Source organism: Pseudomonas sp. S3_A09 (genome assembly GCF_054668065.1).
In genome coordinates this window covers 3,310,299-3,336,017 of sequence record NZ_CP162752.1, presented here as the reverse complement: position 1 = coordinate 3,336,017, position 25,719 = coordinate 3,310,299, and the positions used below count along the sequence as shown (strand labels likewise).

Genomic DNA, 25,719 nt, shown 5'->3' with positions numbered 1-25,719 from the left:
CGCGCCCGATGCAGTACAATCGCGACTTTTAATCGCCAACCAGCCGGCCATTCCCATGATCGAACCCAAGCGCGTCCTGCGCGCCCTCGCCGAACACTGGGCCTTACTTGAGCCACTGTGCGAACACTTCGACCAAGGCACCCTGAGCCTGGGTGAACTGCGCGCACAATTGGCCGCCCAACAACTGGACAGCACGCCCCAGGACATCACCAGCCTGCTGGACGTGTGGATTCGCCTGGATATCCTGGTGCCTGTCGCCAAGAGCCCGAACCGTTTCGAGCTCAACGCACAGATCCACGACTTCCTCGCCTATCTTCGCAAGGAGCACCGGCTTGGCCTGTGCCTGGAAATCGAAGCCTACCTGCGCCACCTTGAGCGCCTGGCGGGTTATATCCAGGACGCCTTCGACATCCGTGATGGCCACGACCTGGCCCGCCAACTGCGCCTGCTCGACATGCGCGTGCGGGACGTGCTGAAAAAACTCGCCAACGACGAACAGGCCCTCGCTGCCGTGGCCGACCGCGCCAAGACCAGCGACCGGCAGATCCCGTTGCGCCAGCGTTACGCGGAGGTGTTGGCCACCTGGGACGAGTACGTCGAACCGATGATCCAATTGGTGAACGCCGACGGCGCGTTCGAGCAAGGCGTGCGCAAGGTGGAGAATGTGCTGCTGCGCATGCTCACCGAGCAACAGCGCCTCGGCCACCTGGTGGATGACGACATGCTGCTGCGCACTCACGCGCGCATCCTCGAAATGCAGACCAGCGCCCAGCTGACCTTGCGTCACGCCCGCGAGCTGTTGCTGCCACTGCGTGAAGAAGCCCGCCGACACAATGCCGTGACCCGTGGCGCGGCGCTGGCGCTGTCGGCGATTCGCCGCAAAGGCCTGGACGCGGTGCCGCAAGCGGCGATGCCGATGTTCACCCGGCCGCAAAGCACGTTTCTCGGCAGTGCCAGCCAGGTCGAAGCCTATGTGTACGCCCTGGCGAATTTCGAGCCGAAACCGGCGCGTTTCCCCAAGGCGCACAAGTCCCACAAGGGCGACGCCCAGCGCGCACCGCGCACGGTCAAGGAGATGCTCGAGCGCTGCGAAGACGCACTGCCGATGCCGGATCTGATGACCTGGCTGCTGGAACAGGAACCGGACGGCGCCACCGACGAATTGCTGTACTGGTTCTCGCGCCTGTCCCGCGAAAAACGCTTCAAGCGCGAGCGCCTGGAACGCCGCGATTACCACACACACGAGCACCAGGTCAGCCTGCGCTCATTCGCCCTGCTCCCGGCTGGATCCGACGTCGCCGAGCACTCTGCGAGTACACCTCATGCATCTTGATCTATCCGAACTGTCCCAGCTGGCGCCGATCTTTCGCGAGCTGTTCAAGGGTTACCACGTCAGCCGCCGCGACCCGGAGCTGTACGCGCAACTGTCGAACTTCCAAGACCAGTACCGCACGCTGTTCAAGGCTTTGGGCTTTGAGCTGGTCTGCGATACCCGCGGCTTCTACTACTTCGTGCCGGACACCGCCGTGGCCGCCGCGCAGGTTAACAAGACCGCCCAGCGCCTGGCGTTGTTCACCTTCATCATCGTCGAGCACCTGGCCGATCAGGGCCGTGACCCGATTGCCGTGCTGGATGGTGGCAGCCTGGGCCGTGATGAACTGCCGTCGCTGCTGGAGAAGTACCGCGACCTGTTTATCCAGGCCGAAGTGCAGACCCAGGAAGAGCTCGAAGAGAAAATCATGCGCCGCATGACTCAACTCGGGTTCGCCAGCGAAGACAACGGCATCTATCGCTTCCTGCCGCCAATGCACCGTTTCCTCGATGTGTGCCTGTCGGTGCAGCAGGACCGCGATCTTGCGGCCAGCATCCATAGCGTGTTGCCGCTGCCGGCACCGGTGATCATCGACGAAGACAGCGATGAGAAATTGCTGAAAACCGATGACCCGCTGGACTTGAGTGACTTTGCGGACGAAAGCGAAGAAGACGCCCTGGCCCGCGCCATTGCCGAAGAACAGGAGACCGACGCATGAGTAAGGAACGCTACGGCATCCGCCGCTTCGCCCTATTGAACACCGCCGGTTACAGCCTGGGCCTGTTCCCACTGGAAGAACCGCTGTCGGTGTATGGCGCGAACAACCTGGGTAAATCCGCGTCGATCAACGCCTTGCAGTTCCCGATCCTGGCGCGCATGTCGGACATGAGTTTCGGCAAGTACACCCTGGAGCAATCGCGGCGTTTCTATTTCGCCACCGATACCAGCTACATCCTGGTGGAGGTCTCTCTACCCCACGGCCCGCACGTGATCGGCGTGGTCGGTCGCGGCCCGGGCGGTGGTTTCGGTCACCAGTTCTTCGCCTATGCCGGCAAGCTGGACTTGGCCCACTACCAGAAGAACGACACCTGCCTGCGCCAGAAGGAGCTGTTCACCAACCTTGAGCGCGAGGGTTTGAAAGCCTACGAACTCAAGCCCGATGAGCTACGTCGTTTGCTGGTGGGCGGCCATACGTCGATCCCGCTGGACTTGACCCTGATTCCGCTGCGCTCCACCAGCGAACAAAGCCTGAAGACCTTCCGCGCGCTGTTTATCAACCTGCTGCACATGCGGGAAATCACCGCGGCCAAGCTCAAGCAGCTGTTCCTCGATGCGTTTGAACACAGCCTGCGTTCCGGCAGCGTGGATTACATCGCTGCGTGCGAAGAAGCCTTCCGCGATGTAAGGCGCATGGAGCAGGACTACAACTCCTTGGTCGCCGCCGGTCCATTGGTCGAAGCGCTTTCCAACGGCGTGAAACAACGCGACATCCTGCGCGGCAAATTGCATCGCCTGTCACCCTTGCTGGATTCGTTGCTGGGCACCTGGTCGGACTACGCCAGTGCGCGCAAGGAAGAACTGACCATCCAGGCCGAGCATTACCGTAACGAGCAGGACGCGCTGCAGAATGACCAGCGCGGCGGCACCCAGGAATTGATGCGCCTGGAGCGTGAGATCAGCGGGATCCAGCGTTGGCTGGGTGAGCTGTCGGTGCTCAAACATCGCTTTGCGCTGGTGGATGACGTGAAGGTGCTAGAGCAACAGCTGCTGGCAGCCAAGGATGCTCACGATGAGCTGGCGGGCGCATTGGCGCAGTCGCGGCAGTTCAGCGCCGAGGATCTGGACGAGCGTCTGCGCGACCTGGAAAAGCGCCTGAAGTCGGTCAAACAGCAGCTCGACCATGCGGACAACAACAGCTACGCCAAGCTGCGGGAAGAATTCTCACAGCAGGATGTCGAGCGTCTGATGCGTCTGTTCAACAGTTCGTTGTTCAGCCTGCCGTTGGGCGAGCATGGCATCACGCTGGACGAGGATGGCCAGTGGGTCAAATCCCTGGAGCAGATCCTCGATGGCTTCAAAGGCGAACGCTTTGAAGTACCGGGGCTGTCCATCGACATCTCCCACATCGAACCGCCGGCGTTGCAGGCGCTTGCGGATCGCGCGGCATTGCGCGACCAGAAAGAGCGCCTGGAAAAAGAACTCAAGCAACTGAAAACCCAGCAGGCCGTCGCGTCTGACCGCGCTGCGAGCAAGACTCAGACCGAAGCGCTGTACCAACAGGTGCTGGATGCACAAAAGGCGCTGGAAGACTTCCGCCGTGCACAAACCCTGAGCGCGGAGGAAGGCGAGAAGCTGGAAAACCTGGCGCAGATGGAAGCAGCGCAGGATGAGCTGAAACGCTCCAGTGATGCCTTCACTGAACGCGTCCAGCAGCTGTCGGCCAAGCTGCAACTGGTGGGCCGTCAGATCGGCGATATGGAAGCCAAGCAACGCACGCTGGATGACGCATTGCGCCGTCGTCAACTGCTGCCGGCGGACTTGCCGTTCGGTACGCCGTTCATGGACCCGGTCGACGATTCCATGGACAACCTGCTGCCCCTGCTCAATGACTATCAGGACAGCTGGCAAGGTCTGCTGCGCGCCGATGGGCAGATCGAAGCACTGTATGCCCAGGTACGTCTCAAGGGCGTGGCCAAGTTCGACAGCGAGGACGATGTCGAGCGTCGCCTGCAGTTGCTGATCAACGCCTATGCACATCGTACCGATGAAGCCCTGACGTTGGGCAAGGCGCGCCGTGCGGCGGTCACCGACATTGCGCGGACCCTGCGCAATATTCGCAGCGACTACGACAGCCTTGAGCACCAATTGGCGCTGTTCAACCGTGAGATCAACAAACGCCAGGTCTCCAACCTGCAAAGCTTCCGCATCGTGCTCGCGCCGAACAAGGAAGCCCTAAAGCATATCGACCAGATCATCCACAGTGCCGGCCAGTATGAAGAAGGCGAGACACTGTCGGTGTTCGACCTGAGCCAGAGCGCCGAACAAGACAACAAGAACGAAGAAGCCAAGGAATACCTGGCTCGCCTGGTGGCGGCCAACCATAACCAGTTGGGCCTCAAGGACTTGTTCGAGCTGGCGTTCGAAATCACCAAGGTGCATGGCCAGCCAGTGATTCACACCGACATCGATGGCGCGGCGTCCAACGGCACCACCATGACCATCAAGGCGCTGACCAACATGTATCTGTTGCTGCACTTGATGGACCGCGACCAGGCTGGGCGCGTGCGCTTGCCGTACTACCTTGACGAGGCGGCGGACATCGACGAGAAGAACCAGGCGGCGTTGCTGGAAACCAGCTTGCAGCTGGGCTTCGTGCCGATTCTGGCCAGCGTGAAGCCACAAGTATCCGCCCAGGTGGCGATCGACCTGGAAGGCGGCAGTGGGCCGAACGGGATCTATATCGACGAGGCGGACTGGAAGTACATCCGTCGCCACGATGTGGTGAAGGCGACGATGAATGTGCAGGCGGATGAGCCGGAGTTGGATGAAGTCTGATTTGTTTCGCTGAAATGCAAAAGGCCGCGATCTTCGGGATCGCGGCCTTTTTTGTCGGCGTTTATTTGCCGAGTGGGATTTTAGGCGCCCAGGTCAGCCATTCATCTTCGAACTTGTCGAACAGCGCAAAGGTTTGCTGTGGGCGCGCGGGGTTGCCCATGCGCTCACCGTCTGGTGTGGCGAAGGCGATACCGCCGGCGACCAGGGTTTCCAGGGACTCGGTGCGTACCGTCGCGCCTTTGAACAGCCCAAAGTCGAGACCAAAGCCACTGGTGTTCCAGAAGCGGCTGCCGCTGCGCACCAGGGGAGCGTACTTGGGCTCGATCAGGATGTGGATCAGTACGCGGTCAGCGGTCTGGCCCAATTCGTAGCCGGTCACTTTGCCCACGGTGACTTCACGGTAAGTGACCGGTACGCCTTCCTTCAGTGAACCGCGGCGTGCGGCGCTGAGGGTGAGGCTCAAGCCAGCTTCCTGGTGCACGGCTTCTGGGGGTTGATCCAGCGCGACGAAACTCTTTTGTGGGCCGGCATTTTTCGCCGCTGGCAGCACTTCAATGTATTGCCCGGTGACCAGGGTTTCCAGATTAGAGGTTTTCATCAGTCCCAGCTCAGGCTTGACCACCCAGAACTGACTGCCGGCGCGGGCAATGCGGTCTGCCACTTGGGTGATACGGGCGCTGAGCAGCACCGATTGCATGTCGGCACTCAGGTCGACACTCTCAATCTTACCGACGTCCAAACCTTTGAAACGTACGGGCGTGCCAGGACGCATGCCATCGGCGCGGTCGACCTTGATGGTCACCAAGGTGCCGTGTTGGTTGGCGGCTTCGCGGTCGGCAAACAAGCGGAAACGCGGGATGCGCTTTTTCAGAGGCACGTTCGGCTCCGGGGTTTCGAAGGCGATGCCGCCGGCCATCAGGCTGGCCAGGGATTCACTCTTGACCTGGATGCCGCCTGTGAGGCCACCGGTCAGGGTGACGCCGCTGGCATTCCAGAAACGCGTCGAGCCGTTGACCAGGTTTTCGTATTCCTTCTCGATATGGACGCCGATCACCAATTGCTTGTTCTTGCGCGAGAACTGGTAGCTCTGCACCGAGCCGACCTTGACCTGCTTGTAGAGGATCGGACTGCCGACATCCAGGGAGCCGAGGTTGTCGGTGAACAACACCATGTGCAGGCCTGGTGAGCGCAGGTCCAACGGTGGAGCCTTGGCGCGGGCAACGAATTCGCGCTGTGGGGCGGTGCCTTTGTCACCAGGGCGGATGGCGATGTAATTGCCTTTGACCAAGGCTTCAAGCCCGGTGATGCCGGCCAGGGAAATCGAAGGTTTGACCACCCAGAACTGGGTGTCTTGCACCAGGTAATCCTCGGCCAGTGGGTCGAGGGTCAGTTCTGCGTTGGCGCTGGACAGGTCCGGGTCGACCTTCAGGGTTTTCAGGCTACCGACCTGGATGCCTTTGTACATCACTGGCGTACGGCCAGCTTGCAGACCTTCGAAGTCGGTGAGCTTGACCTTGACCCGGATGCCGGCTGCGGCCGCGTCAAAATCCTCGTACAAACGGAAGGGTAGGCTCGGATCGGTGGGCGGGCTGTCCTTGCGATTTTCCGGCGTGGCGAAGGCGATGCCGCCGGCGACGATGCTGGAAAGGGATTCGCTGCGGACTTTTACACCGGAGAGATTGGCGTCGATGCTGATGCCGCTGGCGTTCCAGAACCGTGTGTGTTTACGCACAAGACTGGCGTAGGTTGGCTCGATGTAGACCTTGATCTCGACCGTGCTCTGGTCTTCGGAGAGCAAGTAGCTTTTGACCTGACCGACCTGGATCTGTTTGTAGAACACCGGACTGCCACGGTTGAGCGAACCAAGGCGGTCGGCCTTGACGGTCAAGTGCAGGCCCGGTTTCGCGTCGGACAACGGCGGCTCTTCGGAGAGCGCCTTGAATTTGCGCGTGGGTTCACCGTCGCCTGGGCTGGCGGCGATGTAGTTGCCTGATACCAGGGTTTCCAGGCCGGTGATACCGGCGAGGCTAACGCTCGGTTTGACCAGCCAGAAGCGCGTATTGGTTTTGAGGTATTGGTCGACGTCCTTGTTCATCTCGATGGTGGCGATCACCCCGCGATTGTTACCCTCGTCGTCCAAGGCCAGAGCCTTGACCTTGCCCACCGGCATACCTTTGTAGACCACTTCGGTCTTGTTGACCTGGATGCCTTCGCCGCTTTCAAAGCGCACCTGGATATCGATGCCTTGTTGGGAATAGGCACGCCACCCCAGCCAGCCACCGATGATCAGGGCAATCAGGGGCAGCACCCAAATAGCCGACCAGTTGGAAGCTGGGCGGGTTTTAGCTTTAGGCAAATCACTCATGGTCGTCGTCCGACTCCGTGTTATCCCAAATCAGTCGGGGATCGAAAGTTACTGCGGCAAGCATCGTCAAGATCACCACACTGGCGAACGCTGCCGCGCCGAGATTAGCCTCGACGCTGGCAAGTCGCCCAAAGTTTACAACCGCCACCAGGATGGCGATCACGAAGATATCCAGCATGGACCAGCGGCCAATGAATTCGATAAAACGGTACATCACAATGCGTTGTTGCGCGGACAGCGGTTGGTGACGCTGCACCGAGAACAGTAGCAGACCTATGCCGACCAGCTTAAATGTCGGCACCAGGATACTGGCGATAAACACCACGGCGGCGATAGGGAACATGCCGTGCTGAACGAGTTGGATCACACCGGCCATGATGGTACTGGGATCCCCCTGCCCCAAGGAATTGATCGTCATGATAGGGAGCAGGTTGGCGGGGATATACAAAATTGCCGCAGTGATCAGCAACGCCCAGGTGCGAGTGAGGCTATTGGGGCGCCGGGCATGGATCAACGCACCGCAGCGCGTGCAGAGCTGCTCGTCGCTATCGGGGTCTTGCTTGTTCAACTCATGGCATTCGGTACAAATCAGAATGCCTGCATCAATCGCCCGCATGATCATCCTCTCCTGACAACGCTTGCCAGATCTGGTGGGGCGACATCACCACCTCAAGCAGCACCTGAACCATTAATAAGCTGACAAAACAGACAAGACCCAGGCCCACCGTGATGGCGGCCATGTCGGCGAGTTTAACGATCGCCACCAGTACGCCCATCAGATAGACCTCCAACATCCCCCAGTCTTTCATGTGATGGTAGATGCGGTACAACAGCAGTCCATAACTGCGGCCGATGTTCCAGCGAATGCTGAGCAACACTGCCAACTGGCAAAGCAGCTTGAGCAATGGGATACCCATGCTGCATAGGAATACCACGGCGGCAACGCCTTGCATGCCGGTATCGAACAAGCCAACGACGCCGCTCCATACCGTGTCTTCAGAGGACTGCCCAAGTAGATTGAGCTGCATGATCGGCAGAAAGTTCGCGGGGATGTACAACAGCAACGCCGCCAGCACCAAGGCGAGGCTTCGCTCAACGACGTTGTGGCGGTGAGCGTATAGCTCGTAACCGCAACGCGGGCATTGGGCTTTTTCGCCAAGGGCGAGCACTGGTTTGCGCATCAGCAAGTCGCACTCATGGCATGCCACCAGGTCGTCCAGCGGTAAATCCGACACCTCAAGGGCATCAACCGGATCGGGCATAAGTAGGGCTCGGACTCTAAAAAAAGGTTAGGTGCCTATTCTAGTGGTCTGGTTCAGAAATAACTGTGCAAATTTGTCGGGGGATTCGAGGCGCTAATGTTTTCGACCGCCCAAAACAAAACCCCTGTCTGCGTTAGCAAACAGGGGTTCTGGAATTTAATCTTGACGATGACCTACTCTCACATGGGGAAACCCCACACTACCATCGGCGATGCATCGTTTCACTGCTGAGTTCGGGATGGGATCAGGTGGTTCCAATGCTCTATGGTCGTCAAGAAATTCGGGTACTGAGTCGTGACCTGATGGCCTCGCTTCAGCAAATTGGGTATGTGACAGATCGGTGTTTTGTGAGATATCGAACTTTCGGTTCGTATCATCTTCACACACCGCAATCTGATGCTCGTTAGAGTAGTCAAATTGCTTGGGTGTTATATGGTCAAGCCTCACGGGCAATTAGTATTGGTTAGCTCAACGCCTCACAGCGCTTACACACCCAACCTATCAACGTCGTAGTCTTCGACGGCCCTTCAGGGAACTCAAGGTTCCAGTGAGATCTCATCTTGAGGCTAGTTTCCCGCTTAGATGCTTTCAGCGGTTATCTATTCCGAACATAGCTACCCGGCAATGCCACTGGCGTGACAACCGGAACACCAGAGGTTCGTCCACTCCGGTCCTCTCGTACTAGGAGCAGCCCCTCTCAAATCTCAAACGTCCACGGCAGATAGGGACCGAACTGTCTCACGACGTTCTAAACCCAGCTCGCGTACCACTTTAAATGGCGAACAGCCATACCCTTGGGACCGGCTTCAGCCCCAGGATGTGATGAGCCGACATCGAGGTGCCAAACACCGCCGTCGATATGAACTCTTGGGCGGTATCAGCCTGTTATCCCCGGAGTACCTTTTATCCGTTGAGCGATGGCCCTTCCATACAGAACCACCGGATCACTAAGACCTACTTTCGTACCTGCTCGACGTGTCTGTCTCGCAGTCAAGCGCGCTTTTGCCTTTATACTCTACGACCGATTTCCGACCGGTCTGAGCGCACCTTCGTACTCCTCCGTTACTCTTTAGGAGGAGACCGCCCCAGTCAAACTACCCACCATACACTGTCCTCGATCCGGATAACGGACCTGAGTTAGAACCTCAAAGTTGCCAGGGTGGTATTTCAAGGATGGCTCCACGCGAACTGGCGTCCACGCTTCAAAGCCTCCCACCTATCCTACACAAGCAAATTCAAAGTCCAGTGCAAAGCTATAGTAAAGGTTCACGGGGTCTTTCCGTCTAGCCGCGGATACACTGCATCTTCACAGCGATTTCAATTTCACTGAGTCTCGGGTGGAGACAGCGCCGCCATCGTTACGCCATTCGTGCAGGTCGGAACTTACCCGACAAGGAATTTCGCTACCTTAGGACCGTTATAGTTACGGCCGCCGTTTACCGGGGCTTCGATCAAGAGCTTCGCGTTAGCTAACCCCATCAATTAACCTTCCGGCACCGGGCAGGCGTCACACCCTATACGTCCACTTTCGTGTTTGCAGAGTGCTGTGTTTTTAATAAACAGTCGCAGCGGCCTGGTATCTTCGACCGGCATGAGCTTACGGAGCAAGTCCTTCACCCTCACCGGCGCACCTTCTCCCGAAGTTACGGTGCCATTTTGCCTAGTTCCTTCACCCGAGTTCTCTCAAGCGCCTTGGTATTCTCTACCCAACCACCTGTGTCGGTTTGGGGTACGGTTCCTGGTTACCTGAAGCTTAGAAGCTTTTCTTGGAAGCATGGCATCAACCACTTCGCTAACTAAAAGTTAGCTCGTCATCAGCTCTCGGCCTTAAGATCCCGGATTTACCTAAGATCTCAGCCTACCACCTTAAACTTGGACAACCAACGCCAAGCTGGCCTAGCCTTCTCCGTCCCTCCATCGCAATAACCAGAAGTACAGGAATATTAACCTGTTTTCCATCGACTACGCTTTTCAGCCTCGCCTTAGGGACCGACTAACCCTGCGTCGATTAACGTTGCGCAGGAAACCTTGGTCTTTCGGCGTGGGTGTTTTTCACACCCATTGTCGTTACTCATGTCAGCATTCGCACTTCTGATACCTCCAGCAAGCTTCTCAACTCACCTTCACAGGCTTACAGAACGCTCCTCTACCGCATCACTTACGTGATACCCGTAGCTTCGGTGTATGGTTTGAGCCCCGTTACATCTTCCGCGCAGGCCGACTCGACTAGTGAGCTATTACGCTTTCTTTAAAGGGTGGCTGCTTCTAAGCCAACCTCCTAGCTGTCTAAGCCTTCCCACATCGTTTCCCACTTAACCATAACTTTGGGACCTTAGCTGACGGTCTGGGTTGTTTCCCTTTTCACGACGGACGTTAGCACCCGCCGTGTGTCTCCCATGCTCGGCACTTGTAGGTATTCGGAGTTTGCATCGGTTTGGTAAGTCGGGATGACCCCCTAGCCGAAACAGTGCTCTACCCCCTACAGTGATACATGAGGCGCTACCTAAATAGCTTTCGAGGAGAACCAGCTATCTCCGAGCTTGATTAGCCTTTCACTCCGATCCACAGGTCATCCGCTAACTTTTCAACGGTAGTCGGTTCGGTCCTCCAGTTAGTGTTACCCAACCTTCAACCTGCCCATGGATAGATCGCCCGGTTTCGGGTCTATTCCCAGCGACTAGACGCCCTATTAAGACTCGCTTTCGCTACGCCTCCCCTATTCGGTTAAGCTCGCCACTGAAAATAAGTCGCTGACCCATTATACAAAAGGTACGCAGTCACCTAACAAAGTAGGCTCCCACTGCTTGTACGCATACGGTTTCAGGATCTATTTCACTCCCCTCTCCGGGGTTCTTTTCGCCTTTCCCTCACGGTACTAGTTCACTATCGGTCAGTCAGTAGTATTTAGCCTTGGAGGATGGTCCCCCCATATTCAGACAAAGTTTCTCGTGCTCCGTCCTACTCGATTTCATGACTAAGAGATTTTCGCGTACAGGGCTATCACCCACTATGGCCGCACTTTCCAGAGCGTTCCGCTAATCTCAAAGCCACTTAAGGGCTAGTCCCCGTTCGCTCGCCACTACTAAGGGAATCTCGGTTGATTTCTTTTCCTCAGGGTACTTAGATGTTTCAGTTCCCCTGGTTCGCCTCTTGCACCTATGTATTCAGTACAAGATAACCATCTTATGATGGCTGGGTTCCCCCATTCAGACATCTCCGGATCAAAGTCTGTTTGCCGACTCCCCGAAGCTTTTCGCAGGCTACCACGTCTTTCATCGCCTCTGACTGCCAAGGCATCCACCGTATGCGCTTCTTCACTTGACCATATAACCCCAAGCAATCTGGTTATACTGTGAAGACAACATTCGCCGAAAATTCGAATTTCTCAACTAAGAGAACTCACAAATTTTACCTTAGCCTGATCCGTTACCAGTGAAAGTAACGTTCAGTCTATCTTTCTATCACATACCCAAATTTTTAAAGAACGATCTAATCAAAGACTAGAAATCAATATTCACACTGGAATATTCATTTCTAAACTCTAACAGCAGAAGCAGTTATATGGTGGAGCCAAACGGGATCGAACCGTTGACCTCCTGCGTGCAAGGCAGGCGCTCTCCCAGCTGAGCTATGGCCCCATAACAAAATTGGTGGGTCTGGGCAGATTCGAACTGCCGACCTCACCCTTATCAGGGGTGCGCTCTAACCAACTGAGCTACAGACCCAATTTCGAGCGCAACTGATTAGCTATGAGCTATCAGCTTGGAGCTTAAAGCTGCTTCTATCGTCTTCTTCAATGAATCAAGCAATTCGTGTGGGAACTTATGGAGCAGCTGATGTCGTCGATTAAGGAGGTGATCCAGCCGCAGGTTCCCCTACGGCTACCTTGTTACGACTTCACCCCAGTCATGAATCACACCGTGGTAACCGTCCTCCCGAAGGTTAGACTAGCTACTTCTGGTGCAACCCACTCCCATGGTGTGACGGGCGGTGTGTACAAGGCCCGGGAACGTATTCACCGCGACATTCTGATTCGCGATTACTAGCGATTCCGACTTCACGCAGTCGAGTTGCAGACTGCGATCCGGACTACGATCGGTTTTATGGGATTAGCTCCACCTCGCGGCTTGGCAACCCTCTGTACCGACCATTGTAGCACGTGTGTAGCCCAGGCCGTAAGGGCCATGATGACTTGACGTCATCCCCACCTTCCTCCGGTTTGTCACCGGCAGTCTCCTTAGAGTGCCCACCATTACGTGCTGGTAACTAAGGACAAGGGTTGCGCTCGTTACGGGACTTAACCCAACATCTCACGACACGAGCTGACGACAGCCATGCAGCACCTGTCTCAATGTTCCCGAAGGCACCAATCCATCTCTGGAAAGTTCATTGGATGTCAAGGCCTGGTAAGGTTCTTCGCGTTGCTTCGAATTAAACCACATGCTCCACCGCTTGTGCGGGCCCCCGTCAATTCATTTGAGTTTTAACCTTGCGGCCGTACTCCCCAGGCGGTCAACTTAATGCGTTAGCTGCGCCACTAAAAGCTCAAGGCTTCCAACGGCTAGTTGACATCGTTTACGGCGTGGACTACCAGGGTATCTAATCCTGTTTGCTCCCCACGCTTTCGCACCTCAGTGTCAGTATTAGTCCAGGTGGTCGCCTTCGCCACTGGTGTTCCTTCCTATATCTACGCATTTCACCGCTACACAGGAAATTCCACCACCCTCTACCATACTCTAGTCAGTCAGTTTTGAATGCAGTTCCCAGGTTGAGCCCGGGGATTTCACATCCAACTTAACAAACCACCTACGCGCGCTTTACGCCCAGTAATTCCGATTAACGCTTGCACCCTCTGTATTACCGCGGCTGCTGGCACAGAGTTAGCCGGTGCTTATTCTGTCGGTAACGTCAAAACAATCACGTATTAGGTAACTGCCCTTCCTCCCAACTTAAAGTGCTTTACAATCCGAAGACCTTCTTCACACACGCGGCATGGCTGGATCAGGCTTTCGCCCATTGTCCAATATTCCCCACTGCTGCCTCCCGTAGGAGTCTGGACCGTGTCTCAGTTCCAGTGTGACTGATCATCCTCTCAGACCAGTTACGGATCGTCGCCTTGGTGAGCCATTACCTCACCAACTAGCTAATCCGACCTAGGCTCATCTGATAGCGCAAGGCCCGAAGGTCCCCTGCTTTCTCCCGTAGGACGTATGCGGTATTAGCGTTCGTTTCCGAACGTTATCCCCCACTACCAGGCAGATTCCTAGGCATTACTCACCCGTCCGCCGCTCTCAAGAGAAGCAAGCTTCTCTCTACCGCTCGACTTGCATGTGTTAGGCCTGCCGCCAGCGTTCAATCTGAGCCATGATCAAACTCTTCAGTTCAAACATCTTTGGGTTTTTAAGAAACCCTAAACTTGGCTCAGCAATCGTTGGTTACATCTTTGATTTCTCGCGGAGTAACTTGTGATGCTGATAATCTTGTTGACTATCAGTCTGACTCCACAAGCACCCACACGAATTGCTTGATTCAGTTGTTAAAGAGCGGTTGGTTAAGATCTTTCGTCTCAACCGAGGCGCGCATTCTACAGCAGCCTCATTTGCTGTCAAGTGATTATTTTCAGAAGTTTTCGAAGAATTCTTCAACAACTTCAACCACTTGCGCCTTCGATCTCTCGTTAGCGGGAGGCGAATTCTACAGCGTTACACGCTGCTGTCAACACCTCTTTTTCAACTCCCTTTTGGCTTCGATGAACTGAAGCAACCTGCTGCCGAAACCTACATAACTCATTGTTTACCAAGGAGTTTTCCGTTTCGACTGCGCCGGAAGTGGGGCGAATTATAGACGTCTGGAATCTGCCGTCAACACCTTTTTCATATTTCTGTCATATCGGTCAAAAAACCCCAAAAAAGCGAAAGCCGGCCCGAGGGGCCGGCTTTCTACTTGCATTACGACAAGCTAGGGAAAGCAAACTGCGACGCTTCATGACTGGCACGTTGCGGCCAACGCTGGGTGATTGCTTTGCGACGGGTATAGAAACGCACCCCATCCGGCCCATAGGCATGCAGGTCGCCAAACAACGAACGCTTCCAGCCACCAAAGCTGTGATACGCCACCGGCACCGGCAGTGGAACGTTCACGCCCACCATGCCCACTTCAATCTCGTCACAGAACAAACGTGCGGCCTCACCATCGCGAGTAAAGATGCAGGTGCCATTGCCATATTCGTGATCGTTGATCAGTTGCATTGCCGCTTCCAGGCTATTCACCCGAACCACGCACAGCACCGGGCCAAAGATCTCTTCCTTGTAGATGCGCATCTCAGGCGTCACACGGTCAAACAGGCTGCCGCCGAGGAAGAAACCCTCCTCATGTCCGGCAACACTCAAGCCACGACCATCAACCACCAACTCAGCACCCGCCGCCACACCGTCCTCTATATAGCCACTGACTTTGTCACGTGCTTGCCCCGTCACCAGCGGCCCCATATCCAGGCCGCAGGACGTGCCCGCGCCGATCTTCAGCGCCTTGACCTGCGGCACCAGCTTGGCAATCAACGCATCCGCCACCTGCTCGCCCACGCACACGGCCACCGAGATCGCCATGCAGCGCTCACCGCAAGAACCGTATGCCGCCCCCATCAAGGCACTGACGGCGTTATCCAAGTCCGCATCCGGCATCAGCACCGCATGGTTCTTCGCACCACCCAGCGCCTGGACGCGTTTGCCGCGCTTGGTCGCTTCGGAATAGATGTACTCGGCAATCGGCGTCGAACCCACGAAACTCAACGCTTTCACTTCCGGTGCTTCAATCAGCGCATCCACAGCGCCCTTGTCGCCATGCACCACGCTCAATACGCCTTTAGGCAGACCGGCTTCCTGCAGCAGTTGTGCGATCAACAACGTCGAACTCGGATCACGTTCCGATGGTTTCAGAATGAAACAGTTGCCGCACACGATCGCCAACGGATACATCCACAGCGGCACCATCGCAGGGAAGTTGAACGGCGTAATACCAGCAACTACACCCAGTGGTTGGAAATCCGACCACGCATCGATGTTCGGTCCTACGTTACGGCTGTACTCGCCCTTCAGAATCTCCGGCGCCGAGCACGCGTACTCGACGTTTTCAATGCCGCGCTTCAATTCGCCGGCGGCATCTTCCAAGGTCTTGCCATGCTCTTCGCTGATCAATTGCGAGATACGTGCTTCGTTCTGCTCCAGCAATTGCTTGAAACGAAACATCACCTGGGCACGCTTGGCCGCAGGGGTGTTGCGCCAGGCAGGGAACGCCGCCTTGGCCGAGTCAATTGCCTGCTGGATGGTTTCACGGCTGGCCAACGGCACCTGGTGGATCACTTGGCCGGTGGACGGGTTGTACACGTCGGCACTGCGACCGCTGTCGTTGACCAACTCACCGTTGATCAAATGCTGGATAAGGCTCATGCAGGGCTCCTGAAAAATTGTTCTATATAGAAGGAGAAATCAGTCGATCTTGTTCAGCACTTCGCCGACCGCATCGAACAGGCGATCCAGGTCCTGCGGCTTGCTGTTGAAGGTTGGGCCGAACTGCAGGGTGTCGCCACCAAAACGCACGTAGAACCCGGCTTTCCACAAGGCCATGCCGGCCTCGAATGGACGCACGATCGCATCGCCGTCACGCGGAGCAATCTGGATCGCGCCGGCCAGGCCGTAGTTGCGGATATCGATGACGTTTTTGCTGCCCTTCAGGCCGTGCAGCGCATTTTCAAAGTGCGGTGCGACTTCGGCTACGCTCTGCACCAGGTTTTCCTTCTGCAGCAGGTCCAATGCCGCCAGCCCGGCCGCGCAAGCGACCGGATGCGCCGAGTAGGTGTAGCCGTGGGGGAATTCCACCGCGTACTCAGGCGTCGGCTGGTTCATGAACGTCTGATAGATCTCGCTGCTGGCAATCACCGCGCCCATCGGGATCGCGCCGTTGGTGACTTGCTTGGCGATGCACATCAGGTCCGGGGTCACGCCGAAACTGTCGGCACCGAACATCGAGCCAGTACGACCGAAACCGGTGATCACTTCGTCGAACACCAACAGGATGTTGTGCTGATCGCAGATCTCACGCAGACGCTTGAGGTAACCCTGTGGAGGCACCAACACGCCGGCCGAACCGGCCATCGGCTCAACAAACACGGCGGCGATGTTCGACGCGTCATGCAGCTCGATCAACTTGAGCAGTTCATCGGCCAGCGCAATACCGCCCTGCTCCGGCATGCCACGGGAGAATGCATTGCTCGCCAACAAGGTATGCGGCAGATGGTCAACATCCATCATCGCCTGACCAAACATCTTACGGTTGCCGTTGACGCCGCCCAGGCTGGTACCGGCGATGTTCACTCCGTGATAACCCCGGGCACGGCCAATCATCTTGGTCTTGGTGGCCTGACCTTTTAGACGCCAGTAAGCACGCACCATCTTCACCGCCGTATCGGCGCACTCGGAGCCGGAGTCAGTGAAGAACACATGGTTCAGATTGCCAGGGGTCAGGTCGGTGATCTTTTCCGCCAATTGGAAGGACAATGGATGACCGTATTGAAAGCCCGGCGAGTAGTCCAGCGTGCCCAATTGTTTGGCCACCGCTTCCTGGATTTCCTTGCGGGTATGCCCGGCGCCGCAGGTCCACAGGCCCGACAACGAGTCGTACACTTTGCGACCCTTGTCATCAGTCAACCAGCTACCTTCGGCCGCCACGATCAGGCGCGGGTCACGCTGGAAGTTACGGTTGGCGGTGTACGGCATCCAGTGCGCGTCCAGCTTCAATTGGCTGGCCAGGGACGAAGGGGCGTTTTCGGGCATGTTCATCAGCAAAACCTCGCAAGGCAAAAGGCAGCGTCGGGATTGAAAAGCGTTCTTGCAGCTAAGTTGCCACGGGGATAAAGTCGGTGAAATCCAACTTTTCTAACCTTCAGTCAGGCCGTTACTAAACTATGAGCATCCGTCGACCCGATCCGCTGGCCCAAGTCAGCGACTTCGATATTCGCCTGCTGCGCATCTTTCGCAGTGTGGTGGAGTGCGGAGGCTTCTCGGCGGCGGAGACTGTGCTCGGCATCGGGCGCTCGGCCATCAGCCAGCAGATGAGCGATCTGGAACAACGCCTGGGATTACGCCTGTGTCAGCGCGGGCGCGCCGGATTCTCCCTGACCGAAGAAGGCCGCGAGGTCTATCAGTCGGCGCTGCAACTATTGAGTGCCCTGGAAAGCTTTCGCACCGAGGTCAACGGCCTGCACCAGCATTTGCGCGGCGAGTTGATCATCGGCCTCACCGACAACCTCGTCACCCTGCCCCACATGCGCATCACCCACGCACTTGCACAGCTGAAGGAGCGCGGCCCGGATGTGCAGATCCAAATTCGCATGATCGCCCCCAACGAAGTCGAACAAGGCGTACTCGATGGACGCCTACATGTGGGGGTCGTGCCCCAGGCCAGCGCCCTATCGGGGTTGGAATACCAGCCGCTGTACAGCGAACGCTCATTGCTCTACTGCGCCGTTGGCCACCCGCTGTTCTATGCCGACAATAAACAGCTGGACGATGCCCGCGTTGATGCCCAGGACGCCATCGCCCCGACCTTCCGCCTGCCTGCCGAGATCCAGGCCCACTACCAGGCGCTCAACTGCACCGCCAGCGCTTCCGACCGTGAAGGCATGGCGTTCCTGATTCTCACCGGCCGCTACATCGGCTACCTGCCCGACCACTACGCCAGCCTGTGGGTGCAACAAGGCCGCCTGCGAGCGCTGAAACCCGCTACACGTTTTTACGATTTAAGCCTCGCATCGGTCACGCGCAAGGGACGCCGCCCTCATTTGGTGCTGGAAAGCTTTCTGGAAAGTCTCGCGGCTACCCGCTAACTCGGCTCCAAGCCAAAAAGCTGAGCAGTTGGACAGTTTTTTGCAGAAGCACAAGGACCTTGAACCGTCCGACGCGAGTTTGCCCACCATGCCACCAGAATCCACCAGCCCCAGCGACCTGATCTACGGCCTCAACGATCGCCCGAAACCCGCCCCTGCCTTTCTCGCCGCACTGCAACATGTACTCGCCGCATTTGTCGGCATCATCACCCCGCCGCTGATCATCGGGTCCACCCTGGGCCTGGCCGATCATTTGCCCTATCTGGTCAGCATGGCGTTGATGGTTTCCGGTGTAGGCACCTTCATCCAGGCGCGTAGGCCATTTGGCATCGGTGCCGGGATGATCTGTTTGCAAGGCACCAGCTTTGCGTTTCTCGGCGCGGTACTGTCGGCGGGATTCCTGGTGAAGCAACGCGGTGGCAGTCCGGAAGACATCATGGCGATGATCTTCGGCGTGTGTTTTTTCGGCGCCGTGGTGCAGATCGTGCTGAGCCGCTTTATCGGACAGCTGCGCCGAGTCATCACGCCTTTGGTTACCGGGATTGTCATCACCCTGATCGGCATCAGTTTGATCAAGGTGGGTATCACTGACCTCGGCGGCGGTTTCAACGCCCCCGACTTCGGCGCCCCCACCAATCTGGCGTTGGGCCTGTTCGTCGTACTGACGATCATTCTGCTCAACCGCTGCAACACACCTTGGGTACGCCTCTCGGCAATCATCATCGGCTTGGCCCTCGGCAGTCTTGCAGCCTGGTTCAGCGGCAAGCTCGTGCCTCAAGCCCTCCCCGACCTGCCCCTGATCAGCCTGCCGGTCCCATTCCGCTTCGGTTTCAACTTCGACTGGAGCGCTTTCCTGCCGATTGCGCTGATTTATCTGATCAGTAGCATCGAAACCGTCGGCGATCTCACCGCCAACTGCATGATCGCCCGCCAGCCCATCAGCGGCCCCTCTTATATAAGCCGGCTTAAAAGTGGCGTTCTCGGCGATGGCGTGAGCTGCATGATCGCCGCCACCTTCAGCGCCTTCCCCAATACCACCTTCGCCCAGAACAACGGCGTGATCCAACTGACCGGTGTAGCCAGCCGTTACGTCGGCTTATATATCGGCGCGCTGTTGTTTTGCCTCGGCTTGTTTCCAATGATTGGCGCGGTGCTGCAGCAAATCCCCAAACCGGTATTGGGCGGCGCCACCCTGGTGATGTTCGGCAGCGTGGCCGCCGCCGGCGTGCGCATCCTCGCCCAGGCGCCCCTGGACCGGCGCAGCATGCTGATCATCGCCACCTCGTTCGGCGTTGGCCTGGGTATCGCCGCCCAACCGAACCTGCTGCACCTTATGCCGACGCTGGTACAGAATCTGTTCGACTCCGCCATCACCAGCGGCGGGCTGACCGCCATTGTGTTGTGCCTGTTATTGCCCGAAGCCGGAACAACCGAGACCGCCGCAAACCACACACCGGAAAGCGACACACTGGAACCGCTTTGACGGTTTTATTGCATCAGGACTTGTCTGAGGCTTGAGGGTGGGTTATCTGTGCATACGTCGTCTCTATCGATCAGCACGGAAACCTCCATGAGCCTCGAAGTTCCTGCCCACAGCAATCACGCCGGTAAGCCCGCCAGCCGCATTCGGCAAAAAAACGAACAAGCGATACTCCAGGCTGCTGAAGATGAGTTCGCGCGCCATGGCTACAAAGGCACCAGCATGAACACCATTGCTGCCAGCGCCGGGCTGCCCAAGGCTAACCTGCATTACTACTTCACCAACAAGCTGGGCCTGTATATTGCGGTGCTCAGTAACATCCTCGAACTGTGGGACAGCACCTTCAACACCCTGACCGCCGAGGATGACCCTGCCGTAGCCCTCACCCGCTACATCCGCACCAAGATGGAGTTCTCGCGGCGCCAACCCCAGGCCTCGCGGATTTTCGCGATGGAGATCATCAGCGGTGGCGAATGCCTTACCGAGTATTTCAGCCAGGATTACCGTGCCTGGTTCAGTGGCCGTGCGGCGGTGTTCCAGGCCTGGATCGACGCAGGCAAGATGGACCCGATCGACCCGGTGCACCTGATCTTCCTGCTGTGGGGCAGCACCCAGCACTACGCCGATTTCGCCACCCAGATCTGCCGCGTCACCGGTCGCACCAAGCTGACCAAGCAGGATATGGAAGACGCCGGCACTAACCTGATTCACATCATTCTCAAGGGGTGCGGCATCAAGCCGGCCCCGTAGACGAAGCGACTTATGCCTTTCACGCTCACCGGCCTTTGCGAGTTTCGCGAAGAAATACGCAAAAGCCGCTTTATTACCCTCGCGGCTCCCATCACCAGCCCGCAGGACGCACAGGCGTTTTTCGAGCAGCACAGCGACTTGAATGCCACACACAACTGCTGGGCCTGGAAGCTCGCCGACCAATATCGCAGCCATGACGACGGCGAACCCGGCGGCACCGCTGGCCGGCCAATACTGGCAGCCATCGAGGCACAGGGCTTTGATCAGGTCGCGGTGCTGGTGATTCGCTGGTACGGCGGCATCCAGTTGGGCACCGGCGGTCTGGCCCGAGCCTACGGCGGTGGCGCCAATAAATGCCTGCAGACGGCCGAACGCATCGAACTGATAAGCCGCGTGCCTTTGAGTTGCGCTTGCGGTTTCGCCGAGCTGAACCTGGTGAAGCTGCGCGTTGCTGACCTCGGAGGACTGGTGGTTGAAGAAACCTTCACCGCCAACGGCGTCGAGTTGCAGCTCGCCTTGGGCGAAGCACATATTGACACTCTGCAGATTCAACTCGCCGACCTCAGCCGTGGGCGTATCCTGCTACAACGCTGAACACCCTGAACCGCGACTCTTAAAGGAAGCTTTTCATGTCTACGCCAAAAACCGCATTGATCATCGGCGCCTCCCGTGGGCTGGGCCTTGGCCTGGTCAAGCAACTGCTCCAGCAAGGCTGGGACGTGACCGCCACCGTGCGTGATCCAAGCAAGGCCGACGCCCTGAAAGCCGTGGGCCCGGTACAGATCGAGAAGCTCGACATGGACGATCAACAAGCCGTGATCGCCCTGAGCCAACGCCTGAAAGGACGCACCTTCGACCTGCTGTTCGTCAACGCCGGCGTCAAGGGCCCCGCCAATCAGGAGCCGGGCCACGCCACGTTGGCAGAAGTCGGCCAACTGTTCTTCACCAACGCCGTAGCACCGATCAACCTGGCCCAGCGCTTTGTCGGGCAAATCCGCAAGGACACGGGCGTGCTGGCCTTCATGAGTTCGGTACTGGGCAGTGTGACCATCCCCGACGGCTCTGACCTCGCCTTGTACAAAGCCAGCAAAGCGGCACTCAATTCCATGACCAACAGCTTCATCACCCAACTGGGCGATCACACGTTGACCGTGCTCTCATTGCACCCGGGCTGGGTGAAGACCGACATGGGCGGCGAAAACGCGCACATCGACGTCGACACCAGCGTACGCGGCCTGGTGGAACAGGTGAACGCCTACACTGGCAAAGGCGGCCATCACTTCATCGATTACAAAGGCGACACCATCGCCTGGTAAATGCCCGTACGCTGTAGGAGCGGTCTTGCCCGCGATGGTCTCAAGGGCATCGCGCTCCTACAGATAGACCCGAACATGGACTACAAGTAAACTTTGCACCTCGCCCTCACCGGCGACCCTGGATCAGCAGACAGGGCAACACTGAGCTGGCAAACCTGAACCCATCATTCAGAGGAGCCGGCCAATGCCTGCGACCCGTATCTGGTTAAAAAACCCCCTCGCGATTTTCACTGCCAACGGCCTCGACGCCCGTGGCGGCCTGGTGCTGCAAGACGGTGTGATCACCGAACTGCTGGCCCAAGGCCAAGAGCCCGCACAGCCCTGCGCCCAAGTGTTCGATGCGCGTGAGCATGTGGTCCTGCCGGGGCTGATCAACACCCACCACCACTTCTATCAAACCCTGACTCGCGCTTGGGCGCCGGTGGTCAATCAGCCATTGTTTCCCTGGTTGAAAACCTTGTACCCGGTTTGGGCGCGGCTCACCCCGGAAAAACTCGGTCTCGCCAGCAAAGTTGCGTTGGCCGAATTGCTGCTCTCGGGCTGCACCACGGCAGCAGACCACCACTACCTGTTCCCCGACGGCCTGGAAAATGCCATCGACGTACAGGTAGAAAGCGTGCGCGAGCTGGGCATGCGCGCCATGCTCACCCGCGGATCCATGAGTTTGGGTGAAGCCGACGGTGGCCTGCCACCGCAACAAACCGTGCAGCAAGGCCAAGTCATCCTTGAAGACAGCCAGCGGCTGATCCACGAATACCATGAGCGTGGTGACGGCGCGCAGATCCAGATCGCCCTGGCACCCTGCTCACCTTTTTCCGTCACCCCGGAAATCATGGCAGCCAGCGCCGAGCTGGCCAACCGCCTGGATGTGCGCCTGCACACCCACCTGGCGGAAACCCTCGACGAAGAAGACTTCTGCCTGCAGCGCTTCGGCCTGCGCACCGTGGACTACCTCGACAGTGTCGGCTGGCTCGGCCCGCGCACCTGGCTGGCCCATGGCATTCACTTCAACCCGGATGAAATCGAGCGCCTGGGCGCCGCCGGCACCGGTATCTGCCATTGCCCAAGCTCGAACATGCGTCTGGCGTCCGGCATCTGCCCTACGCTGGATCTGCTCGCTGCGGGCGCGCCTATCGGCTTGGGCGTGGACGGTTCAGCCTCCAACGATGCGTCGAACATGATCCTTGAAGCCCGCCAGGCCTTGTACATCCAGCGCCTGCGCTACGGCGCGGAAAAGATTACCCCGGAAGGCGTATTGGGCTGGGCAACCAAAGGGTCGGCGCAGTTGTTGGGCCGTACGGATATCGGTGAATTGGCCGTCGGAAAACAGGCCGATCTGGCGCTGTTCAAGCTCGATGAGCTGCGCTTCTCCGGCAGCCACGATCCGATCTCGGCGCTGCTGTTGTGCGGCGCCGACCGTGCGGACCGGGTGATGATTGCAGGCAAATGGCGCGTCATCGACGGTCAGGTCGAAGGATTGGACCTGCAAGGCTTGATCGCCGATCACACCCAGGCCGCGCGCCAGTTGATCGCCGGCTGATTACAACCCCAGCAGCGACAACATGATAAAGGTCGCAAACAGCACAAAATGGGTCATCCCTTCGATGGCGTTGGTTTCGCCATCGTTGAGGTTGATCGCACTGACAATCAACGTGATAAGCACCATCACGGTCTGTACCGGGGTCATTGCCATCTGGAACGGCTGACCGGTGTAGAGCGCCATCGCCTCCATCACCGGCACCGTCAGGATCACCGTCGACAGCGAAGCACCCAACGCAATATTCACCACCGACTGCATGCGATTAGCCAACGCGGCACGTAACGCCGTCAGGATCTCCGGCGCCGCTGAAATCGCCGCGACCACAATCGCCGTAATCACCGGCGGCGCCCCCGTGCCTTCCAACCCCAGATCCAGCGTCTTGGACATCACCTCGGCCAGTGCGCCGATCACAATCACCCCAAACACCAGAGTGCCAATGGAAAACGCCAGGTTGACCGGCGGCGCCTGCTCTTCTTCCGGCAGTTTCTTGCGGCGTTTTTCCGGGTAGCTGTAGCTGAAGAAATAACTGTGCGGCCCCACCTGCATCCGCAGAAACAGGGTGTACAACACCACCATCGCGCCAATGGTGAAGGCCGAGTAAATTTTCCAGTCGGCCTCGGGGATGAATTCCGGAACGACCATCGACACGCCCATGGCGGTAAGGATCATCACACTGTAGGTGCGTGCCGAATCATCGTTGTAGGACTGCTCGCCATGTTTGATGCCCCCCATCAACGCGGCCAGGCCGAGGATGCCGTTGATATCGAGCATGACCGCCGAATAAATGGTGTCACGCACCAGGGTGGGCGACGGCTCGTTACTCATCATGATCGCCAGGATCACCACTTCCACCAGGACGGCGGCGAGGGTGAGGATCATGGTGCCGTAGGGGTCACCAACTTTTTCCGCCAGTTGCTCGGCATGGTGGGCCACGCGCATCGACGCCACCACGATAAAGCCGATCAACACCACGCCGGCCAGCAACGCCGTGATTTGCCCGCTGTGAAGCATCCAGTGCTCCAACGGGTAGGCGGCGATGGCAGCAATCAGCGCCAGCAGCATAAATTTTTCTTGCTTGAGGGATGTGAGCATTCCGGGCCTTTTAGTGCGGCAAATCAGTCATTGATGGGGTACAGACTGCGTCACGCCGCTAACGTTTCGTTACACCTTAGTTCAAGTGGCCCTTGCGCGAATGCAACGAAAACGATCCTGCTGGTCAGGTTTTGCCGATTATTTCGGCCATGGGCTGTAGAATGCCGCCATTGCACCTGATGAGATTTTAGAAAATGTACGATTGGCTCAACGCCCTGCCCAAGGCTGAACTGCACCTGCACCTGGAAGGCTCGCTGGAGCCTGAGCTGTTGTTCGCCCTGGCCGAGCGCAACAAGATTGCGCTGCCGTGGAACGACGTCGAAACCCTGCGCAAGGCGTACGCCTTCAATAACCTGCAAGAGTTTCTCGACCTGTATTACAAGGGCGCCGATGTGCTGCGCACCTCCCAGGACTTCTACGACCTGACCTGGGCCTACCTGCTGCGCTGCAAAGAGCAGAACGTGATCCACACCGAACCCTTCTTCGATCCACAGACCCACACCGACCGTGGCATTCCGTTCGAAGTGGTGCTCAACGGCATCGCCGCTGCGCTGAAAGATGGCGAGCAGCAACTGGGTATCACCAGCGGCTTGATCCTCAGCTTCCTGCGCCACCTCAGCGAAGCCGAAGCGGAAAAAACCCTGGACCAGGCCTTGCCGTTCCGTGACGCGTTCGTGGCCGTGGGCCTGGACAGCTCGGAAATGGGTCACCCGCCGAGCAAGTTCCAGCGCGTGTTCGATCGTGCTCGCCACCAAGGCTTCCTCACCGTGGCCCACGCCGGCGAAGAAGGCCCGCCCGAGTACATCTGGGAGGCCATCGACCTGCTGAAAATCCAGCGTATCGACCATGGCGTTCGCGCCATCGAAGACGAACGCCTGATGCAGCGCATCATCGACGAGCAGATCCCGCTGACCGTGTGCCCGCTGTCCAACACCAAGCTGTGCGTGTTCGATGACATGGCCCAGCACAACATCCTCGACATGCTCGAGCGTGGCGTGAAGGTCACGGTGAACTCCGATGACCCGGCGTACTTCGGCGGTTATGTGACCGAGAACTTCCATGCGCTGCACACCGCGTTGGGCATGACCCAGGACCAGGCCAAACGCCTGGCGCAGAACAGCTTGGATGCGCGGCTTGTAAAGCCCTAACTGAGTCAATAACGATTGG

At 57.8% G+C, this 25,719-nt stretch carries 16 protein-coding genes, 2 tRNA genes and 3 rRNA genes; 10 read left to right on the top strand and 11 right to left on the bottom strand.

Features of this window, described 5'->3' with window-relative positions:
• Positions 1-55 precede the first annotated feature (55 nt).
• From mksB to mksF, 3 genes are read left to right on the top strand one after another with little or no spacing between them, the layout of a single operon-like run.
• Positions 56-1,333 carry an Mks condensin complex protein MksB gene (gene mksB / locus AB4N92_RS15515; protein ID WP_010213398.1) on the top strand — a complete coding sequence of 426 codons (1,278 nt, stop codon included), beginning with the start codon at positions 56-58 and terminating at the stop codon, positions 1,331-1,333.
• Positions 1,323-2,030 (top strand): Mks condensin complex protein MksE, encoded by a 708-nt coding sequence (gene mksE, locus AB4N92_RS15510; RefSeq protein ID WP_010213399.1) that lies wholly within the window; start codon positions 1,323-1,325, stop codon positions 2,028-2,030. The genes mksB and mksE overlap by 11 nt, the downstream gene beginning before the upstream one ends.
• The gene (gene mksF, locus AB4N92_RS15505) at positions 2,027-4,867 is read left to right on the top strand and encodes an Mks condensin complex protein MksF (protein ID WP_010213400.1); all 2,841 of its coding nucleotides are present in this window, start codon (positions 2,027-2,029) and stop codon (positions 4,865-4,867) included. Before mksE ends, mksF begins: the two co-directional genes overlap by 4 nt.
• 61 nt (positions 4,868-4,928) lie before the next feature.
• Here mksF and AB4N92_RS15500 read toward each other — a convergent pair whose 3' ends face one another.
• From AB4N92_RS15500 to aptA, 10 genes are all read right to left on the bottom strand, one after another.
• A complete protein-coding gene (locus AB4N92_RS15500; protein ID WP_010213401.1) occupies positions 4,929-7,232 on the bottom strand; it encodes a PqiB family protein in 2,304 nt (767 codons plus the stop codon).
• A complete protein-coding gene (locus tag AB4N92_RS15495; protein ID WP_010213402.1) occupies positions 7,225-7,848 on the bottom strand; it encodes a paraquat-inducible protein A in 624 nt (207 codons plus the stop codon). Before AB4N92_RS15495 ends, AB4N92_RS15500 begins: the two co-directional genes overlap by 8 nt.
• The gene (locus AB4N92_RS15490; protein ID WP_047543688.1) at positions 7,835-8,494 is read right to left on the bottom strand and encodes a paraquat-inducible protein A; all 660 of its coding nucleotides are present in this window, start codon (positions 8,492-8,494) and stop codon (positions 7,835-7,837) included. The genes AB4N92_RS15495 and AB4N92_RS15490 overlap by 14 nt, the downstream gene beginning before the upstream one ends.
• 160 nt (positions 8,495-8,654) lie before the next feature.
• A 5S ribosomal RNA gene (gene rrf, locus AB4N92_RS15485) occupies positions 8,655-8,770 on the bottom strand.
• A 156-nt stretch (positions 8,771-8,926) separates the two neighbouring features.
• Positions 8,927-11,818 (bottom strand): 23S ribosomal RNA (locus AB4N92_RS15480).
• Positions 11,819-12,056: 238 nt separating this feature from the next.
• A tRNA-Ala gene (locus AB4N92_RS15475) sits at positions 12,057-12,132 on the bottom strand.
• Positions 12,133-12,142: 10 nt separating this feature from the next.
• Positions 12,143-12,219: transfer RNA gene (locus tag AB4N92_RS15470), tRNA-Ile, on the bottom strand.
• A 122-nt stretch (positions 12,220-12,341) separates the two neighbouring features.
• A 16S ribosomal RNA gene (locus AB4N92_RS15465) occupies positions 12,342-13,878 on the bottom strand.
• The 16S, 23S and 5S rRNA genes sit together here with 2 tRNA genes alongside, the layout of an rRNA operon.
• Before the next feature lie 564 nt (positions 13,879-14,442).
• A complete protein-coding gene (locus AB4N92_RS15460; RefSeq protein ID WP_042570908.1) occupies positions 14,443-15,939 on the bottom strand; it encodes a CoA-acylating methylmalonate-semialdehyde dehydrogenase in 1,497 nt (498 codons plus the stop codon).
• A 39-nt stretch (positions 15,940-15,978) separates the two neighbouring features.
• Complete coding sequence (gene aptA, locus AB4N92_RS15455; RefSeq protein WP_010213406.1) at positions 15,979-17,328, bottom strand: omega-aminotransferase AptA; 1,350 nt, start codon at positions 17,326-17,328, stop codon at positions 15,979-15,981.
• Positions 17,329-17,453: 125 nt separating this feature from the next.
• On the opposite strand from aptA, the gene AB4N92_RS15450 reads away from it, so the two are divergent.
• The 6 genes from AB4N92_RS15450 (at position 17,454) to AB4N92_RS15425 (ending at position 23,460) form a co-directional block, all read left to right on the top strand.
• Positions 17,454-18,374, top strand: a complete 921-nt coding sequence (locus tag AB4N92_RS15450; protein ID WP_010213407.1) for a LysR family transcriptional regulator — start codon at positions 17,454-17,456, stop codon at positions 18,372-18,374.
• Between the two features lie 88 nt (positions 18,375-18,462).
• Entirely contained in the window at positions 18,463-19,857 is a 1,395-nt protein-coding gene (locus AB4N92_RS15445; RefSeq protein ID WP_106119110.1) for a uracil-xanthine permease family protein, read from the top strand.
• Positions 19,858-19,944: 87 nt separating this feature from the next.
• Complete coding sequence (locus tag AB4N92_RS15440) at positions 19,945-20,604, top strand: TetR/AcrR family transcriptional regulator (RefSeq protein ID WP_010213409.1); 660 nt, start codon at positions 19,945-19,947, stop codon at positions 20,602-20,604.
• A gap of 12 nt (positions 20,605-20,616) precedes the next feature.
• Positions 20,617-21,198 (top strand): IMPACT family protein, encoded by a 582-nt coding sequence (locus AB4N92_RS15435; RefSeq protein ID WP_010213410.1) that lies wholly within the window; start codon positions 20,617-20,619, stop codon positions 21,196-21,198.
• A 35-nt stretch (positions 21,199-21,233) separates the two neighbouring features.
• Positions 21,234-21,920 carry an SDR family oxidoreductase gene (locus AB4N92_RS15430; protein ID WP_106119107.1) on the top strand — a complete coding sequence of 229 codons (687 nt, stop codon included), beginning with the start codon at positions 21,234-21,236 and terminating at the stop codon, positions 21,918-21,920.
• Positions 21,921-22,104: 184 nt separating this feature from the next.
• Entirely contained in the window at positions 22,105-23,460 is a 1,356-nt protein-coding gene (locus AB4N92_RS15425; RefSeq protein ID WP_042570906.1) for an 8-oxoguanine deaminase, read from the top strand.
• Here the strand turns inward: AB4N92_RS15425 and AB4N92_RS15420 are convergent, their stop codons facing one another.
• Complete coding sequence (locus AB4N92_RS15420; RefSeq protein WP_010213414.1) at positions 23,461-24,552, bottom strand: calcium:cation antiporter; 1,092 nt, start codon at positions 24,550-24,552, stop codon at positions 23,461-23,463. It abuts the gene before it with no gap.
• Between the two features lie 194 nt (positions 24,553-24,746).
• Between AB4N92_RS15420 and AB4N92_RS15415 the strand changes: the two genes are divergently transcribed.
• Positions 24,747-25,700, top strand: a complete 954-nt coding sequence (locus tag AB4N92_RS15415; protein ID WP_044286590.1) for an adenosine deaminase — start codon at positions 24,747-24,749, stop codon at positions 25,698-25,700.
• Positions 25,701-25,719 lie beyond the last annotated feature (19 nt).